This is a genomic window from Streptomyces sp. NPDC093261, assembly GCF_044753645.1.
GTDB lineage: Bacteria > Actinomycetota > Actinomycetes > Streptomycetales > Streptomycetaceae > Streptomyces.
The window spans coordinates 83,016-100,027 of sequence record NZ_JBIVNO010000013.1; the positions used below are offsets into that span (position 1 = coordinate 83,016).

Genomic DNA, 17,012 nt, shown 5'->3' on the forward strand with positions numbered 1-17,012 from the left:
CCGAATGATCGGTCGCCCGGAATGATGTGATTGACGAGGGAGACGCCCTCATGGCGAACGCGCACGACCTGCTGGACGCGGGGGAACGGCTCGATCCCGAGGCGCTGCGGGAGCTGCAACTGGAGCGGTTGCGGGCCTCGCTGCGGCACGCGTACGCGCACGTGCCCTTCTACCGGGACGCCTTCGACAAGGCGGGGGTCCACCCGGACGACTGCCGGACGCTCGCCGATCTCGCCCGGTTCCCGTTCACCGTGAAGGCCGATCTGCGGGATCACTACCCGTACGGGATGTTCGCCGTGCCCCGCGAGCGGATCCGGCGCCTCCACGCCTCCAGCGGCACCACCGGGCGCCCCACCGTCGTCGGGTACACCGAAGGCGACCTGTCGCTGTGGGCGGACATGGTGGCCCGGTCGATCCGCGCGGCGGGCGGCCGCCCCGGCGACACGGTGCACGTGGCCTACGGCTACGGCCTGTTCACCGGCGGCCTCGGCGCCCACTACGGCGCCGAACGCCTCGGCTGTACGGTGATCCCCGCCTCCGGCGGCATGACCGCACGCCAGGTGCGGCTGATCCAGGACCTGAAGCCGGGCGTCATCATGGTCACCCCGTCGTACATGCTGACCCTCCTCGACGAGTTCGAGCGCCAGGGCGTCGACCCGCGCACCACCTCCCTGCGCGTCGGGATCTTCGGCGCCGAGCCGTGGACCGAGGAGATGCGGCGCGAGATCGAGGAGCGGTTCGCGATCGACGCCGTCGACATCTACGGGCTGTCGGAGGTGATCGGTCCGGGCGTGGCGCAGGAGTGCGTCGAGACCAAGGACGGCCTGCATGTGTGGGAGGACCACTTCTACCCCGAGATCGTCGACCCCCTCACGGGTGAGGTGCTGCCCGACGGCCAGGAGGGCGAGCTGGTGTTCACCTCCCTCACCAAGGAGGCCATGCCCGTCATCCGCTACCGGACCCGGGACCTCACCCGCCTGCTGCCCGGCACGGCCCGGGTCTTCCGGCGGATCGAGAAGATCACCGGCCGCAGCGACGACATGGTGATCCTGCGGGGCGTCAACCTCTTCCCCACCCAGATCGAGGAGATCGTGCTGCGCACCCCCGGGGTGGCACCGCACTTCCAGCTCCGGCTCAGCCGCGAGGGGCGGCTCGACGCGCTGACGGTGCGGGCCGAGGCCCGGGCCGGCGCCACTCCCGAACAGCGCGACGCGGCGGCGCTCACCATCGCCGCTGCCGTGAAGGACGGGATCGGCCTCTCGGTCGGCGTGGAGATCGTCGAGCCGGAGTCGCTGGAGCGCTCGGTGGGCAAGATCCGGCGGATCGTGGATCTGCGGCCGCGCTGACCCCTCTCAGGCCTCGGCGACGCGGCCGCGCTGACCCTCTCAGGCCTCGGCGAAGCGGTCCCGCAGCGCCCGCTTGAGGATCTTCCCGCTCGCATTGCGGGGAAGCTCGTCCACGAACAGCACCCGCTTGGGAGCCTTGAAGTGGGCGAGCTTCTCGCGCGCGTGCGCGAGAAGCTCGCTCTCGGTCACCTCTCCCCGGGCCACGACGACCGCGGTGACCGCCTCGATCCACCGCTCGTGGGGCAGGCCGATCACCGCGACCTCGGCGACCCGCTCATGGGTGTACAGCGCGTCCTCGACCTGCCGCGAGGCGACCAGCACGCCACCGGAGTTGATGACATCCTTGACCCGGTCGACGATCGTGAAATAGCCGTGCGTGTCACGCACGGCGAGATCGCCGGAGTGGAACCAGCCGTCACGGAAGGCCTCGGCGCTCTCCTGGGGCTTGTCCCAGTACCCCTCGCACAACTGCGGTGACCGGTAGACGATCTCGCCCCGCTCCCCGTCGGGCACGTCCTTGCCGCACTCGTCGACCAGCTTCGCCTCCACGAACAGCACCGGGCGCCCGCAGGAGTCCATGCGCCCCTTGTGCTCCTGGGGCCCGAGGACCATGGCCAGCGGGCCGATCTCGCTCTGCCCGAAGCAGTTGTAGAACGCGAGCTTCGGCAGCCGCTCCCTCAGACGCTCCAGGACGGGGACGGGCATGATCGAGGCGCCGTAGTACGCCTTGCGCAGCCCGCTCAGATCACGCGTGGCGAAGTCCGGGCGGCCCGCGAGACCGATCCACACGGTGGGCGGGGCGAACAGGCTGTCCGCGCGGTCCGTCTCGATGAGGTCGAAGAGCCGGTCACCGTCGGGCGCGTCCAGGATGATGTTCGTCGCGCCGACGGCGAGATACGGCAGCAGGAAGACGTGCATCTGCGCCGAGTGATACAGCGGCAGCGCGTGCACGGGCCGGTCGCCCGCGCTCAGATCGAGTGCGGTGATCGCGCTGAGGTACTCGTGCACCAGCGCCCGGTGCGTCATCATCGCGCCCTTGGGCAGCGCGGTCGTGCCGGATGTGTAGAGCAGTTGCACCAGATCCTCGCCGCACGGTTCCTCGCCGTCGTACGGCTCGGTCACCGCGAGACGAGCGAGCAGGGAGTCGTCCGCGTCCCGCAGCGGCCGTACGCGTACGCCCTCGGGAAGGTTCCCGGCGAGGACCGGATCGGCGAGGACGAGTGCGCAGCCCGACTGCTCGACGAGGTACGTGAGGTCGTCGCCGGTCAGGTTCTGGTTGACCGGCACATGCACCAGCCCGGCGCGGGCGCAGGCCAGGAAGCCGATCAGATAGGCGTCGGAGTTGTGGCCGTAGGCGCCGACGCGGTCACCGGGGGCGAGTCCGCTCTCGCGCAGGACGCGGGCGGCCCGGGACACGGCGTCGTCGAGTTCCGCGTAGGTCCACGACCGGTCGCCGTAGTGGATCGCGACCCGCTCCGGGGTGCGCCGGGCGCTGCGCCGCAGTGTGCCGTCGACCGTGACGCTTCGTCCCGCCGTCATGAACCGCCCCTTCGTCCGCCCTTGCTCCTGCCGCGATCCTCGTGGCGCCACGCGAGGCAGGTCAAGCCCGTCGCGGCTTCAGGGGGCGGCGACTCGGACTACCGGCAGGTCGGTCAGTGGCGCATCGTCGCGGCCCCCGGGGCCTGAGCCCGGCTCACAGCGGGCGGGTGCGGCCCTCCCAGTAGGGGGCGCGCAGCCGGCGCTTGTACAGCTTGCCATTGGGGTCGCGGGGCATCGACTCGATGAAGTCGACGCTCCTGGGGCGCTTGTAGCCGGCGAGTTGCCGGGCGCAGTGAGCGAGGATCTCCGCGGCGAGGGCGGGGCCGGGCTCATGGCCGGGAACCGGTTCGACGACCGCCTTCACCTCCTCGCCCCAGTCGTCGTGCGGGATCCCGAAGGCGGCGGCGTCGGCCACGGCGGCGTGCCCCAGCAGGGCGGCCTCGATCTCGGCCGGATAGATGTTGACGCCGCCGGAGATGATCAGGTCGATCTTGCGGTCGCGCAGGAAGAGATAGCCGTCCTCGTCGAGACAGCCGAGGTCGCCGACCGTGAAGAAGTCACCGATGCGGTTCTTCCTCGTCTTGGCCTCGTCCTTGTGGTACGAGAACGCGCCGGTGCTCATCCTCATGTAGACGGTGCCGAGTTCACCGGGCGGCAGCCGGTTGCCGTCGTCGTCGAAGATCGCCAGCTCGCTGATGGGCCAGGCCTTGCCGACCGTGCCGGGCTTCTTGAGCCAGTCCTCGGCGGTCGCGAAGGCGCCGCCCCCCTCGCTCGCCGCGTAGTACTCCTCGACACAGTCGCCCCACCACTCGATCATCGCCCGCTTCACATGGTCGGGGCAGGGCGCGGCGCCGTGGATCGCATGCCGCATGGAGGAGACGTCGTAGCGCGCCCTCACCGCCTCGGGGAGGGCGAGGAGGCGATGGAACTGGGTGGGCACCATATGCGTGTGGGTGCACGCATGGGCGTCGATGAGGCGGAGCATCTCCTCCGGTGCCCATCCGTCCATCAGGACCAGCCGGTGCCCGAGGTGCAGGGACGCGCCCGCGAACTGGAGCACGGCCGTGTGGTAGAGCGGCGAGCAGACGAGATGGACGTTGTCGTCGTAGGGCCTGATGCCGAAGATGCCGAGGAAGCCGCCGAGGTAGGCCTCCTCGGGGGGTTTTCCGGGCAGCGGACGGCGGATGCCACGCGGGCGGCCCGTGGTGCCCGAGGTGTAGTTCATGACCCAGCCGAGGGTGCGCCCCTCCGGCGCCGACTCGGGCTGTCCGGCGAGGAGTCGGCCATACGGCCGGAAGCCCTCCGCCTCGCCGACCGCGTACCGGCGGCCGGCCGGCAGCTCCGCCTGGTCGGCGGCGCTCCGGGCCGCGTCGGCGAACCGTTGGTGCGCGATCAGCACCTTGGCGCCGGAGTCGGCGACGATCCAGGCGATCTCGGGCCCGACGAGGTGGTGGTTGACGGGCACCAGATACAGGCCGGCCTCGGTGGCGGCCAGATAGGCGGTGAGGAACTCGACGCCATTGGGCAGCACCACGGCGAAGGAGTCACCGCGTTCGAGTCCCGCGGCGCGCAGTCCGTGCACCAGCCGGTGTGCCGCGGCGAGCAGCCGCCCGGCGGTCCACTCCTCCCCGTCGGGGGCGACGAGGACCATGCGCCCGGGGTCCGCCGCCGCCTGGGCCCAGAAACCGTTGGCGGGCCGGCTCACTGCTGGCTCCTTCCGGCGATCCGGTTGATACGGTCGACGGCCCGCTCGAATCCGCGGGTCAGGTCGTCGACGACGGCCTGGACACTGCGTTCGCTGGTCATCCGGCCCACGATCTGGCCGACCGGTGCGCCGAGCAGGGGCTCCACCTCGTACTTCTGGATACGGGTGACCGCCTCGGCGACGAGCAGCCCCTGCAACGGCATGGGCAGGGCGCCGGGCCCCTCCGGGGCGTCCCAGACGTCGGTCCACGCGGTACGCAGCTGCCGGGCCGGCTTGCCGGTCAGCGCTCGTGAGCGGACCGTGTCGCCGGATCCGGCGGCGAGCAGCTTTCGAACGAGGACGGGCGAGGGGAGTTCGGCCTCCGTGGCCGTCAGCCAGACCGAGCCCAGCCAGACCCCCTGCGCGCCGAGGGCGAGCGCGGCGGCCGCCTGCTCTCCACTGCCGATGCCGCCGGCTGCCAGCACCGGCAACGGGTGGACGGCCTCGACGACTTCGGGAGTGAGCACCATGGTGGCGATCTCCCCGGTGTGGCCGCCCGCCTCATATCCCTGGGCGACGACGATGTCGATGCCCGCGTCCCGGTGCTTGCGGGCGTGCCGGGCGCTGCCGGCGAGGGCGGCGACCAGCACGCCCTCGCCGTGGGCGCGGGCGACGACGTCGGCGGGCGGGGAGCCGAGGGCGTTGGCGAGCAGCTTGATCGGGTAGTCGAAGGCGACTTCGAGCTGGGTGCGGGCCACCTGCTCCATCCAGCCGGTGATCCGCCACCCGGACGCCTCGCCCTCGCCGAGTTCGGGGACCCCGTACGCGGCGAGGGTGTTCTCGACGAACTGGCGGTGCCCTTGCGGGATCATCGCCTCGACATCGGCCTCCGTGACGCCTTCGACCTTCTTCGCGGGCATGACGACGTCGAGGCCATAGGGCCTGCCGTCCACATGCGCATCGATCCAGTCGAGGTCACGCTCGAGTTCGCCGGGGGCGGTGTAGCGGACCGCGCCGAGCACCCCGAAACCGCCCGCCCTGCTGATGGCCGCGGCGACGGCGGGGAACGGTGTGAAGCCGAAGAGGGCGTGCTCGACTCCCAGTTGCTTGCTCAGCTCCGTCTGCATGGGCGCAGGATGCCGCAGCCACCGGGAGGAGGGAAGACTGTTTCTGATACTCCGTCAGATCTCCTCTTCGAGAACCGCCATCGCCGCGTTGTGCCCCGGCACCCCGCTCACCCCGCCGCCGCGCACCGCGCCCGCGCCGCACAGCAGGACGTTGGCATGGCGGGTCTCGACGCCCCAGCGTCCGGTGCCCTCCTGGGCGTACGGCCAGGCCAGCTCGCGGTGGAAGATGTTGCCGCCGGGCAGGCGCAGATCCCGTTCCAGGTCAAGCGGGGTCTTCGCCTCGATGCAGGGGCGCCCGTCCTCGTCCCGGGCCAGACAGTCCTCCAGGGGCTCGGCGAGATGGGCGTCCAGTTGGGCCAGCGTGGACTTCAGCAGCTCCTCCCGCACACCGTCGTTGTCGCGCTCGAAGAGCCGCGCGGGGGTGTGCAGGCCGAAGAGGGTGAGGGTCTGGTAGCCCCGCTCGACGAGGTCGGGGCCGAGGATGGTCGGGTCGGTGAGCGAGTGGCAGTAGATCTCGGAGGGCGGTGCGGTGGGCAACGTGCCCGCGGCCGCCTGGGCGTGCGCGGTGGCCAGTTGCTCGTATCCCTCCGCGATGTGGAAGGTCCCCGAGAAGGCCTCGCGCGGATCGGCCCCGGGGTCGCGCAGCGCGGGCAGCCGTTCGAGCAGCATGTTCACCTTGAGCTGGGCGCCCTCGGCCGGGGCGGGCGGGGTGTCGCCGGTGAGCCGGGCCAGCTCCTGCGGCGATGCGTTCACGAGGACATGCCGGGCGATGACCGTACCGTCGCCGTCCTCGGTGCGGAACGCGACCTCCGCGGTGCGCCCGTCGCTCTCGATGCCGACCACCTCGTGCCCGGTGGCGATCACCGCGCCGGCGGCCCGCGCGGCCGTCGCCAGCGCGTCGGTCAGCGCGCCCATGCCGCCGACGGGGACGTCCCAGGCGCCCGTACCACCGCCGATCACGTGATAGACGAAGCAGCGGTTCTGCCGCAGCGAGGGGTCGTGGGCGTCGGCGAAGGTGCCGATGAGCGCGTCGGTCAGCACGACCCCGCGAACGAGGTCGTCGGCGAAGTACCTCTCGACGGCGGCGCCGATGGGCTCCTCGAACAGCACCCGCCACGCCTCCTCGTCGTCGACGCGGCGGCGCAGTTCGTCCCGGGTGGGCAGCGGCTCGGTGAGCGTCGGGAACACCCGCTCGGCGACCTGCCCGGTCATCCCGTAGAAGCGCTGCCAGGCCTCGTACTCGCGGTCGGATCCGGTGAGCCGGGCGAAGGCCTCCCGGGTGCGCCCCTCGCCGCCGCCGACGAGCAGGCCGGTGGGGCGCCCGCCGCGCTCGACGGGGGTGTACGAGGACACGGTGCGCCCGCGCACCCGGAAGTCCAGCTCCAGCTCCCGGACGATCTTCCGCGGCAACAGGCTGACCAGGTACGAGTAGCGCGACAGCCGCGCGTCGACCCCGGCGAACGGCCGGGTGGACACGGCGGCGCCCCCGGTGTGGTCCAGCCGCTCGAGCACCAGCACGGAACGTCCGGCCCGGGCGAGATAGGCGGCGGCGACCAGCCCGTTGTGCCCCCCGCCGACGATCACTGCGTCGTATTCCTCGTGTCCCTCGTGTACAGGCATGTCTCTTCGTAGCACGCCGTGATCCGGCCCGGCCAGAGCCGGGCCGCCGCTCCCTGACCGCCGGTACGACGAGGCATCCGCCGCCTGGTCAGTCGTCCACCGGCGGCGAGGCCGTACGGCGCTGCGCGGCGGCGAGGATCTCGGACGGACCGCGCGCCCACTCGAGCGTGCGGCCGACCACGGTGGCCGACGGCCGGTCCCAGCGCAAGCGCACCGCCGCCGGACGACGCATGCCGAGTTCGGCCCGCGCCCAGTCGGGAAGGAGCCCGACCGAGGCATTCATCAGCACCCGCACGACCAGCCGCTCTTGTCCGGTGCGGCCGAAGCCGCGCAGAAACCGCACGGAGTCCAGCGCGGCCGGGGTGGCGCGGAGGTGCGGGCGGATCCGGGTGAGATAGCGCTCGACCTCCCGCACGCTGCCGGGCACTTTCTCGGCGCCCAGCGCCTCGGCGACCGGGGCGACCTGGCGGTAGTACGCGTCGCATTCGGCGGGCGTGAGCCGGGACGCCCCCGGCGCGTACGTCTGGTAGCCCTCCAGGAAGCTGCGCACCTCCGCGGTGTGCACCCAGGTCAGCAGTTCGGGGTCGTCCGCGCGGTAGGGCCGGCCGTCCGGGGCGGTGCCGCGCACCCGGGTGTGGATCCGGCGGACGACAGCGATCGCCTCGTGCGCCGCCGCCGCGGACCCGAAGGTCGTCGTGGTGACGAACCGGGCGGTGCCGATGAGCCGGCCGACCGGGTCGGACCGGAAGTCCGAGTGCTGGTGGACCCCGGCCATGGCCAGAGGGTGCAGTGACTGGAGCATCAGCGCCGCGAACCCGCCGGTCAGCATGCCGGTCGGATGCCCGTGCACCCGCCAGGCGGGATCGCCCGGGGTGATCCCGAGCAGCCCGGGGTCACCCGCCGGTCCCTCGTACCGCTCCAGTTTGAGGTCCCCGCCGTGCACGGTCGCCTTGAGCTCGTCCGCGATCCGGGCCCGCAACCCCACCAGCACCTCCGCGACCCCCTGCGAACCTGCCGCTCCCCCGCTATTCTCGCGCCTCGCGAAGGTCGCCGGCATCGGCCGAGACACGCTTCCCCGGATCGGGCGCGAACCCGGCCGGGCTAGCGGCGCACGCGCGGCATCCCCAAGCCGATCCAGGAGATGATCTCGCGCTGGATCTCGTTGTTGCCGCCGCCGAAGGTGAAGATCACGGCCGAGCGGTAGCCGCGTTCCAGTTCGCCGTGGAGCACGGCGCCCGCCGATCCCTCCTTCAGCGCGCCCGCGGCGGCGACGATCTCCATGAGCCAGGCATAGGCGTCGCGGCGGGCCTCGGAGCCGTAGACCTTGACGGCGGAGGCGTCCTGCGGGGTGAGCGTGCCGTCCTCGACGGCGCTCACCATCCGCCAGTTGAGCAGCTTCATCGCGTCCAGTCTGGTGTGGGTCCGGGCGAGCAGTCGCCGGACCCAGGGCAGGTCGACGACCCGCCGCCCGTCGGCGAGCTTGGTCTCCATGGCCCAGCGCTGTACGTCGTGCAGGGCGCGGATCGCCATGGTGCCGTGCGCGGCGAGGGTGACTCGCTCGTGGTTGAGCTGGTTGGTGATGAGCCGCCAGCCCTGGTTCTCCTCGCCGACACGATGGGAGACGGGGACGCGGACGTTCTCGTAGTGGCTCGCGGTGGTGTCGTGGGAGGCGAGGGTGCGGATGAGGGTGCAGGAGTAGCCGGGGTCGGTGGTCGGCACGAGCAGCATGGTGATGCCCTTGTGCGGCGGAGCGTCGGGGTCGGTGCGCACGGCGAGCCACACCCAGTCCGCCGTGTCGCCGTTGGTGGTCCAGATCTTCTGGCCGTTGACGACGTACTCTCCCCCGTTCCCGTCCTCCCGTACCGCGCGCGTCCTGAGGGACGCCAGGTCGGTGCCCGCGTCCGGTTCGCTGTAGCCGATCGCGAAGTCGATCTCGCCGGAGAGGATCGCCGGCAGGAAGCGGGCCTTCTGTTCCTCCGTGCCGAACCGCATGAGGGTGGGGCCGACCGTGTTGAGCGCCATCAGCGGAAGCGGTACGCCTGCCTGCGCCGCCTCGTCGAAGAAGATGAACTGCTCCATGGCGCCCAGCCCGCGCCCGCCGTACTCCTTCGGCCAGCCGACGCCGAGCCAGCCGTCGCGGCCCAGGCGGCGGATGGTGTCACGGTAGAACCGCTTCTGGGCCGCCGGGTCGCCGTGGCGGGCGTAGGCGTTGTGCGGGACGAGTTCGGCGAAGTAGCCGCGTAGTTCCGTGCGCAAGCGCTGCTGCTCGGGCGTGTAGTCGAGGTGCACGGCGCCTCCTGGCTCCCCAAGGCCGGGTTCTGACGGCGCACACCGTAGAACGTGTTCCAGAAATTGGGAATGCCGGTGCACCGGCTCGCGACTGGAGGACGGGTCTGTCTCGTCCGGCCGGCCCAGCGGTCCGCCCAACGGTCCGGTAGTCCTCCGGTAGCTCCAGTGGATCCGGTAGGTCCGGTAGTCCCAGCGGGTCCGGTAGTTCCAGCGGGTCCGGTAGATCCGGTAGGTCCAGCGGGTCCGGTAGATCCAGCGGGTCCGGTAGATCCGGTGGTTCCAGCGGGTCCGGTAGGTCCAGCCGGTCCGTCAGCCGAGTGTCGCCAGGAAGGCGGAGCAGGCCAGGGCGCACGCCCGGCACGCCCGGGCGGCCTCCTCGCCGCGGGGGTCGGCGTCGAAGACGTGCGCGCCCTCGAGGCAGACGGCCCGGCACCGCTCCACCTCGCTGCGGAGGCGGGCCTCGTCCTGGGCTGCCTGGTCGGACAGCATCCGGCAGGTCGCGTCGCAGACCTCCGCGCACGTGATTCCCCTCCGCCGCAGGGACTCCTGGTCCTCGGGGCCTTCCGTCTCCGCGAGGCTCGCGCGTAGAGCGCACACCCGCGCGCACTCGGTGCAGGCCAGCGCGCAGGCGAAGCGATCCTCCAGGAAGCGGTAGACCTCCTGTTGGGATGTCATCGTCACGGCGGAGCGGGTAGCCGGTGGCGGCCCCGTCAAACTCCCGTGTCCGTACGCCGAGTGGGTTCACCGCGGGGACCAGGGGTACCCACGCGCCATGAGTACCGTGTCGATGGACATCGCCGTGGCCCATGGCCTGCAGATCGGCCTCGGGCCCTTTCTCGTGGGTCTGGTCGTGGTGGCGCTCCTGCTCGGCGCCTTCTGGCTGGGCGCACGCGTCCGGCGCCGCGAGCCCGCCCCGCCACGCCCGGAGGAGCAGCCGGGGCTGCCCGAAGCGGGTGCGGTGGGCGTGGTCATGGAGAACCGTGAACCCGACGAGGTGCCCAGGGGCCGGCGCCGTCTCACGCCGCACGAGCTGAAGGCGCACGGCAATCTCGGGTCACGGACGAGCGCGTCGACCGGGCGTCCCCGCTGGGACCGGGGCGGCAGCGACGCCTGAGGCAGCGGCGGGCCGGACGACCGCCCTCGGGCTACCGTCCGCCGGGACGGCGGTCGCACCCCAGGTTCAGGTTCGGCCGGACGGCGGTCGCACCCCAGGTTCGGCCGGACGGCTTGGGCCCGGCGCTCAGCCGGACGACTTGGGCGCCGTGTGGGAGGTGATCAGGTCCGGCGTGAGGTAGGCATCGGTCCGCTCGAAGTCCGCGAGCGTGGCGGGGCGGCCGGCCTGGAAGCCGGTGCGGACGAAGTCGTAGCCCGTCAGCGCGTTGAGCGTCCAGTTGGTCAAGGTGCGCATACGGGCCGGAATCGTGCGCAGGGCCGCGAGATGGTAGCCGCGTGCGACGAACTCCGCGGGCGGCCCGGTGAGCTCCACGCCGAGCGGCTTGGAGACGGCCTGGAGGCCGCCGAGGTCGACGACGAGGCCCATGTCCCGATGACGGTAGGCGGCGCGTGGTGCGCCGTGCAGCGTCGCCGCCACGTTCTTCGCGGCCATCCAGCCCTGGCGCATGGCGTGCTGGGCGGTCGGCGGGCAGAGCGCGTCGGCCCCCTTGTACAGGTCGGGCACCGCGGCGGCGTCCCCCAGAGCGAAGACACCGTCGAGGCCCGGCACGGTCAGGTCGGGGCGGACGACCAGCCGGCCGCGGTTGGTCTCGGTGTCCAGGGTGGCGATCAGCGGGCTGGGCGCCACCCCCGCGGTCCAGATCAGGGTGTGGCACGGCAGTGTGCGGCCGTCGGTGAAGGTGACGGTGTCCCGCGTGACCTTCGCGACCGAGACCCCGAGGGAGATGTCGAGGCCGCGCCGCCTGAGGATGGCGAGGGCCCGTCGGCCCAGCCGGTCGCCGAGTTCCGGCATGAGCTTGGGCGCGATGTCGATGAGGTGCCATTTGATGAGCGCCGGATCGAGGCCCCGGTAGCGCCTGACGGCGGCGGTGGTGAGGTGGTGCAGGTAGGCGGCGGTCTCGGTGCCGGCGTAGCCGCCGCCGACGACCACGAACCGCAGCCGGGTCTCGCGCTCCGCCGGGTCGGAGCTCGCGGCGGCGAGGTCGAGCTGGGAGATGACATGGTCACGAACCCAGGCCGCCTCGGCGAGCGTCTTCATGCCCACCGCGTGCTGTTCGACTCCGGGGATGTTGAACTGCCGCGTCACGCTGCCCGGTGCCAGCACCAGATAGTCGTAGTGCTCGACGGTCGTCTCGCCGTTGATCTTCCGCACCACGACGGCCTTGGCTGCCGGATCGATGCCGACGGCGCCGCCGGGGACGATGACGGTACGGCGCAGCAGCCGGCGCAGGCTGACCGCGACCGACTGCGGGGTGAGGATGCCGGCGGCGACATGCGGAAGCAGCGGCAGATAGAGCTGGTGGTCGTACGGCGTGACAAGCTTGAGCGCGGCCTCGGTGGGCTTGAGGATGCGCTCCAGTTTGCGTGCGGTCTCCATCCCGGCGAATCCGCCACCGACGATCAGGATCCGGGGCACGGTCATCACAGGTCCCTCCAGGCGGAGACATCGACGCCTGCCACGCTAGGTAACCCGGGCCCGTACCGCCACCGCGCCGTCGATGCCCGCGGGTCCCGGGGCCCGGGGTGGACGAGGTCGTCCTCGGTGCGCCGCGCTCCGCGGAGGCTGCTCTGCGGCGGCAGGTCGTCCGTGCGGGGGCCGGCGGTGGCCGCGGCGATCGGGCCGTACGCGTCGGGATCGCGAGGTCCGCCCGGTGGGGCCCCGGTCGGATGCCATCGGCACCGGGGGCGGGGGCCGGGGCAGCGCGCCGACGGCCGCCTGCCCTCGTACGCGCGTCCGGCCCGCCCCCGTACGCGGCCCCCGTTGCTTTGTTGCGGCCGAGACGAGGTTGAAACCGAGGCGGGGAATCCATCACCGCTCGCAGCGGCGGCCGGGAACATGCCGGCGCCGGACTTGGTCCTCCTCGTCACTGCCTTGTCTTCACCGGCCCGCGCGGTGCGCCGATTCACCCGACTGGGAGCCGGGGCGCTGCGGCGGAGTGACCGGGGCGTGTCGCGGCGTCGCGAACCCGACCGGCGGGATGAGTCTGGGGAGGTGAAGACGACCTGCGGGCACTGTGCCGGCTTGAGCCGCCGCGAGTGTTTTCCCACTCCGCCCCCGCAAGACGCCCCGTGCCCGGCGTGCGACCGCATGAAGTGCGCCGACTGCGGGGGTCTGCGGCTGCGTCTCCGAGTGCTCCAGCCGCGGCGGACCAGTGCGGAGAACGGTCGTTGTACGTGACGCACGGTAGGCGTCAGACCCCCAACCTTCAGGAGGCACCATGCGCGTACTGCCCCAGCTGACAGTCACTGTCACCGGGATCGGGGCCGCTCTGCTGTTCACCGCCGGGGTTGCTTCGGCTTCCGGCATGCCGTTGACCCAGGCCGAGGCGGAGGTGCGACTGATCCCCAACGGCATCACGGCCACATCCCCCGGGGGCTGTACCGACAAGAACAACCCGAGCTGCGTCTCCTACGAGGGGATCCTCAGCAGCACGGTGGACGGGGTGATCAACCTCAAGAAGGCCAGCGGCGTCACGAGCCTCGTCGTCATGGGCGGCACCGAGGTCGGCCACGGGGAAGGCGAGAAGTACACCCACGCCAACGGCTACAAGATCGACCTCCGGCCCAGCCCGGCTCTCAACGGCTACATCAAGAACACCTTCCAGTACGTCGGCCTCCGTGGCGATGGCTTCCCGCTGTGGAAGTCCCCGTCAGGCGACCTTTACTGCGACGAAAGCAGCCACTGGGACATCATCTACTTCTAGTCCCCGGCTACACCGCACACCTCATGTCTCGTGTGGGCGCATGTGCCCGGACAGTCTCATGAGTTCCAGGGATCTGCCTCTGTGCGGCCCACGAGCCTGTGCCCGGGTCTCACGACGAGACCGCCGGCGTCACCGCATGTGCGCGCATGACACTGCGCCGACAGTGCCATGCCCTCGGCCCCGGCCACGCCAGGCGGCGGCGCGGCCCGGAACCGACAGAGTCCCGGAGTCTGTGACTCCGGGGCTGCCGCACCCCGGTATGGGGGCGGGAGCGCCGACCGGTTCACCCAGTGCGCTGTGTTGGCGGGCCGCCCACGGAACAGGCCCTTCGGATACCTGAGTCCGTGCGGGCGTCCGGCGACGGACGGCGGACTTGCACACCCCCTCCCGGCCGTCACCGGCCGGCCGCTCGGCCGCGGTTGCCGCGACCTGCTCGTCCAGGAACGTCCGGGCGCCGGCCGCCGTGGCGGCCACGTTCCCACGCACCAGGTCCGCCGCGGCAGGGTCGACTTCGGCGAGCGGTTCGTCCTTGCCGCCGCCGGTGGTGGTGACGAACGTCGGATCCGGCACTCTGTGTGCGCTGCCGGGAGAATCGACTGGGGTGTGTCGGACGGGGGTGTGTCGGACGGGGGCGTGTCGGACGGGGCGTGACGCCCGGGTGATGAGCCGGCCCGGCCAGGACCGCCTGCCGGTCGCCCACGTGCTGCTCGTGGGGCCCCACGGCGACGTCCCTGCCCGCGTCGGCCAACGCCTTGGCCGGCGGCACGGCGTTGAGCGCGATCAGCCGGCCCGGCGCGACCGGGCGGCGGGTCCGTCCAGGGCGGACACGGCGCCGTCCGCACCGCGTCCGGGCCGTACAGCCCGGCGACCCGTGCAGCGATCTCTTCGACAGTTCCCGGGCCGGCCGCCGCCGAAGCGGCGGCCGGCGGCGGAGCAGACGTCGAGCGGGGGGAAACCTGCATGGAGTCCTCCTCCTGACAGGGGACGGCCGGGCCGACGTCGGCCGCGACCATGGGGCGGCGCTGATCCGGCTGAGCCGGGGTGTGACGTCCCGGCCACGGCGACCGGAACCCACGCGTCGCCCTTTGCGCCCCGGCGTCGGTACGCCGTACGACGGCCCCGGTCGGGGTCCCTCCTCGGTCGGGCGGGCGTCAGCCACCACAGGCCGTTCCAGGTCGTGTCGGGGTGCGCCACCCCCGTACACGCCCGAGAACGTCCACGCACGTGACCAGTGCCCCTCGAACACGGATACTGCCGACAGTGGCTCACCGCGCACCGCTCACGGCCACCGAGACCGAAGACTGCCAGGCACGTCAGGAGGCTCCCATGAAGATGCTGATCAACGTCCCGGAGACGGTGGTCTCGGACGCGCTGCGGGGCATGGCGGCCGCGCATCCCGAACTGACCGTCGACGTGGAGAACCGGGTGATCGTACGGCGGGACGCCCCGGTCGCGGGGAAGGTCGCGCTGGTCTCCGGTGGCGGCTCGGGGCACGAGCCGCTGCACGGCGGTTTTGTGGGCCCGGGCATGCTCTCGGCCGCGTGTCCCGGCGAGGTGTTCACCTCCCCGGTGCCCGATCAGATGGTGCGCGCCGCGGCGGCCGTCGACAGCGGCGCCGGCGTGCTGTTCATCGTCAAGAACTACACCGGTGACGTGCTCAACTTCGACATGGCCGCCGAACTGGCCGAGGACGAGGGCATCCAGATCGCGAAAGTGCTGGTCAACGATGACGTCGCCGTGACCGACAGCCTCTACACGGCGGGCCGGCGCGGCACCGGTGCCACCCTGTTCGTGGAGAAGATCGCGGGGGCGGCGGCGGACGAGGGGCAGCCGCTGGAGCGCGTGGCGTCCATCGCCCGGCAGGTCAACGAGAACGCGCGCAGCTTCGGTGTCGCCCTCAGCGCCTGCACCACGCCCGCGAAGGGCACCCCGACCTTCGACCTCCCGCCGGGCGAGCTGGAGTTGGGCATCGGCATCCATGGCGAGCCGGGGCGTGAGCGGCGCGCCATGATGACCGCGCGCGAGATCGCCGACTTCTCCGTGAACGCCATCGTCGAGGACATGCGGCCGCGCAATCCCGTTCTGGTCCTGGTCAACGGGATGGGCGCCACCCCGCTGCTGGAGCTGTACGGCTACAACGCCGAGGTGCAGCGGGCGCTGGCCGAGCGCGACGTCGCCGTCGCCCGCACCCTCGTCGGCAACTACGTCACCTCGCTCGACATGGCCGGCGCGTCGGTCACCCTGTGCCAGATCAGCGAGGAGTTGCTGCGACTGTGGGACGCGCCGGTCAGCACGCCGGGCCTGCGCTGGGGCAGGTGAGCCTCGGGCACACGGCTGCCCCGGGACCGTGAGTGAGGTCAACGTCCGTATCACGCAAGGAGATCCTGTGCTCGACGCCGACTTCTTCCGCCGTTGGATGACGGCGACCGCCGCTTCCGTCGACCGTGAGGCGGAGCGACTGACCGCGCTCGACTCGCCGATCGGCGACGCCGACCACGGCACCAATCTGCAACGCGGCTTCCGCGCGGTCGCCGCCGCCCTGGACAAGGAGGAGCCGGCCACACCGGGCGCGGTGCTCCAGCTCGCCGGCAAGCAGCTGATCTCGACGGTGGGCGGCGCCTCGGGTCCGCTGTACGGCACCCTGCTGCGCCGCGCCGGCAAGGCGCTCGGGGACGTTGAGGAGGTCACCGAGGAGCAGCTGGCACAGGCGCTGCGGGCGGGCGTGGACGGGGTGATGGCACTGGGCGGCGCCGCGCCCGGCGACAAGACCATGATCGACGCCCTGGTCCCCGCGGTGGACGCGCTGGGCACCTCGTTCGAGGCGGCGGGAGCGGCCGCCGAGGAGGGCGCCGTCGCGACGACGCCGTTGCAGGCCCGCAAGGGCCGGGCGAGCTATCTGGGCGCGCGCAGCATCGGGCACCAGGACCCGGGTGCCACCTCCTCGGCCCTGCTGATCGCCGCGCTCGTGGAGGCCGCCGGTGAGTGACACCTCGGACAAGCTGGTCGGCGTCGTGCTCGTCTCGCACAGTGCCGCCGTCGCCGAGTCCGTCGCGGACCTGGCCAAGGGGCTGGCGGGCGGCGCCACCGCGGTGCCCGTCGCCCCGGCGGGCGGCACGGTCGACGGGGGGCTCGGCACCAGTTCCGAACTGGTCTCCGCGGCGGCCGCCGCCGTGGACCGGGGGGCCGGGGTCGCCGTGCTCGCGGACCTCGGCAGTGCCGTGCTCACCGTGAAGGCGCTGCTGGCCGAGGGCGACGAACTCCCCGAGAATACCCGGCTGGTGGACGCCCCCTTTGTCGAGGGCGCGGTCGCCGCGGTCGTCACGGCCTCGGCGGGCGCGGACCTGGCGGCGGTGGAGGCGGCGGCCACGGAGGCGTACGGGTACCGGAAGGAGTGACACGACGGCCGTGGGGGGGGGGGGGGGGGGGGGGGGCGGGGGGGGGGCCGCCGCCGCCCCCCGCCCGAGCCCCGCGGGCCGGCCGCGGGCGGCCGCAGGCCGCCGGGGGGGCGGTGCGGGCCGCGGTTCGGCAC

14 protein-coding genes are annotated in these 17,012 nt (G+C 72.3%); 6 read left to right on the forward strand and 8 right to left on the reverse strand.

Features of this window, described 5'->3' with window-relative positions:
- Positions 1 to 50 precede the first annotated feature (50 nt).
- The gene (gene paaK / locus ACIP94_RS25400; RefSeq protein ID WP_402429927.1) at positions 51 to 1,346 is read left to right on the forward strand and encodes a phenylacetate--CoA ligase PaaK; all 1,296 of its coding nucleotides are present in this window, start codon (positions 51 to 53) and stop codon (positions 1,344 to 1,346) included.
- Positions 1,347 to 1,385: 39 nt separating this feature from the next.
- Here the strand turns inward: paaK and ACIP94_RS25405 are convergent, their stop codons facing one another.
- The 7 genes from ACIP94_RS25405 to ACIP94_RS25435 form a co-directional block, all read right to left on the reverse strand.
- Complete coding sequence (locus ACIP94_RS25405) at positions 1,386 to 2,885, reverse strand: acyl-CoA synthetase (protein WP_402429930.1); 1,500 nt, start codon at positions 2,883 to 2,885, stop codon at positions 1,386 to 1,388.
- A gap of 154 nt (positions 2,886 to 3,039) precedes the next feature.
- Positions 3,040 to 4,590, reverse strand: a complete 1,551-nt coding sequence (locus tag ACIP94_RS25410) for an acyl-CoA synthetase (RefSeq protein WP_402429933.1) — start codon at positions 4,588 to 4,590, stop codon at positions 3,040 to 3,042.
- Positions 4,587 to 5,696 carry a nitronate monooxygenase gene (locus tag ACIP94_RS25415; protein ID WP_402429936.1) on the reverse strand — a complete coding sequence of 370 codons (1,110 nt, stop codon included), beginning with the start codon at positions 5,694 to 5,696 and terminating at the stop codon, positions 4,587 to 4,589. The genes ACIP94_RS25410 and ACIP94_RS25415 overlap by 4 nt, the downstream gene beginning before the upstream one ends.
- A gap of 54 nt (positions 5,697 to 5,750) precedes the next feature.
- Positions 5,751 to 7,316, reverse strand: coding sequence for a phytoene desaturase family protein (locus ACIP94_RS25420; RefSeq protein ID WP_402429939.1), 1,566 nt, complete (start codon positions 7,314 to 7,316; stop codon positions 5,751 to 5,753).
- An 88-nt stretch (positions 7,317 to 7,404) separates the two neighbouring features.
- Positions 7,405 to 8,301 (reverse strand): oxygenase MpaB family protein, encoded by an 897-nt coding sequence (locus tag ACIP94_RS25425; RefSeq protein WP_402429942.1) that lies wholly within the window; start codon positions 8,299 to 8,301, stop codon positions 7,405 to 7,407.
- Between the two features lie 116 nt (positions 8,302 to 8,417).
- Positions 8,418 to 9,605 (reverse strand): acyl-CoA dehydrogenase family protein, encoded by a 1,188-nt coding sequence (locus ACIP94_RS25430; protein ID WP_402429945.1) that lies wholly within the window; start codon positions 9,603 to 9,605, stop codon positions 8,418 to 8,420.
- Positions 9,606 to 9,914: 309 nt separating this feature from the next.
- The gene (locus ACIP94_RS25435) at positions 9,915 to 10,280 is read right to left on the reverse strand and encodes a ferredoxin (RefSeq protein ID WP_402430262.1); all 366 of its coding nucleotides are present in this window, start codon (positions 10,278 to 10,280) and stop codon (positions 9,915 to 9,917) included.
- 97 nt (positions 10,281 to 10,377) lie between these two features.
- On the opposite strand from ACIP94_RS25435, the gene ACIP94_RS25440 reads away from it, so the two are divergent.
- Positions 10,378 to 10,719 carry a DUF6479 family protein gene (locus ACIP94_RS25440; RefSeq protein ID WP_402429948.1) on the forward strand — a complete coding sequence of 114 codons (342 nt, stop codon included), beginning with the start codon at positions 10,378 to 10,380 and terminating at the stop codon, positions 10,717 to 10,719.
- Positions 10,720 to 10,845: 126 nt separating this feature from the next.
- Here the strand turns inward: ACIP94_RS25440 and ACIP94_RS25445 are convergent, their stop codons facing one another.
- Positions 10,846 to 12,201, reverse strand: a complete 1,356-nt coding sequence (locus ACIP94_RS25445; protein WP_402429951.1) for an NAD(P)/FAD-dependent oxidoreductase — start codon at positions 12,199 to 12,201, stop codon at positions 10,846 to 10,848.
- A gap of 796 nt (positions 12,202 to 12,997) precedes the next feature.
- On the opposite strand from ACIP94_RS25445, the gene ACIP94_RS25450 reads away from it, so the two are divergent.
- The 4 genes from ACIP94_RS25450 to ACIP94_RS25465 all read left to right on the forward strand — a co-directional run bounded on the left by ACIP94_RS25450 (position 12,998) and on the right by ACIP94_RS25465 (position 16,878).
- Complete coding sequence (locus ACIP94_RS25450; RefSeq protein ID WP_402429954.1) at positions 12,998 to 13,483, forward strand: hypothetical protein; 486 nt, start codon at positions 12,998 to 13,000, stop codon at positions 13,481 to 13,483.
- Positions 13,484 to 14,809: 1,326 nt separating this feature from the next.
- Complete coding sequence (gene dhaK, locus ACIP94_RS25455; RefSeq protein WP_402429957.1) at positions 14,810 to 15,802, forward strand: dihydroxyacetone kinase subunit DhaK; 993 nt, start codon at positions 14,810 to 14,812, stop codon at positions 15,800 to 15,802.
- A 67-nt stretch (positions 15,803 to 15,869) separates the two neighbouring features.
- Positions 15,870 to 16,469 carry a dihydroxyacetone kinase subunit DhaL gene (gene dhaL / locus ACIP94_RS25460; protein ID WP_402429960.1) on the forward strand — a complete coding sequence of 200 codons (600 nt, stop codon included), beginning with the start codon at positions 15,870 to 15,872 and terminating at the stop codon, positions 16,467 to 16,469.
- Entirely contained in the window at positions 16,462 to 16,878 is a 417-nt protein-coding gene (locus ACIP94_RS25465; protein ID WP_402429963.1) for a PTS-dependent dihydroxyacetone kinase phosphotransferase subunit DhaM, read from the forward strand. The genes dhaL and ACIP94_RS25465 overlap by 8 nt, the downstream gene beginning before the upstream one ends.
- Positions 16,879 to 17,012 lie beyond the last annotated feature (134 nt).

What these genes read in the sequence shown, in the direction of transcription:
- ACIP94_RS25405 (WP_402429930.1), bottom strand. Translation starts at nt 2,885, where the DNA reads ATGACGGCGGGACGAAGCGTCACGGTCGACGGCACACTGCGGCGCAGC.
- ACIP94_RS25450 (WP_402429954.1), top strand. Translation starts at nt 12,998, where the DNA reads ATGCGCGTACTGCCCCAGCTGACAGTCACTGTCACCGGGATCGGGGCC.
- dhaK (WP_402429957.1), top strand. Translation starts at nt 14,810, where the DNA reads ATGAAGATGCTGATCAACGTCCCGGAGACGGTGGTCTCGGACGCGCTG.
- ACIP94_RS25445 (WP_402429951.1), bottom strand. Translation starts at nt 12,201, where the DNA reads ATGACCGTGCCCCGGATCCTGATCGTCGGTGGCGGATTCGCCGGGATG.
- ACIP94_RS25435 (WP_402430262.1), bottom strand. Translation starts at nt 10,280, where the DNA reads ATGACATCCCAACAGGAGGTCTACCGCTTCCTGGAGGATCGCTTCGCC.
- paaK (WP_402429927.1), top strand. Translation starts at nt 51, where the DNA reads ATGGCGAACGCGCACGACCTGCTGGACGCGGGGGAACGGCTCGATCCC.
- ACIP94_RS25415 (WP_402429936.1), bottom strand. Translation starts at nt 5,696, where the DNA reads ATGCAGACGGAGCTGAGCAAGCAACTGGGAGTCGAGCACGCCCTCTTC.
- ACIP94_RS25440 (WP_402429948.1), top strand. Translation starts at nt 10,378, where the DNA reads ATGAGTACCGTGTCGATGGACATCGCCGTGGCCCATGGCCTGCAGATC.
- ACIP94_RS25420 (WP_402429939.1), bottom strand. Translation starts at nt 7,316, where the DNA reads ATGCCTGTACACGAGGGACACGAGGAATACGACGCAGTGATCGTCGGC.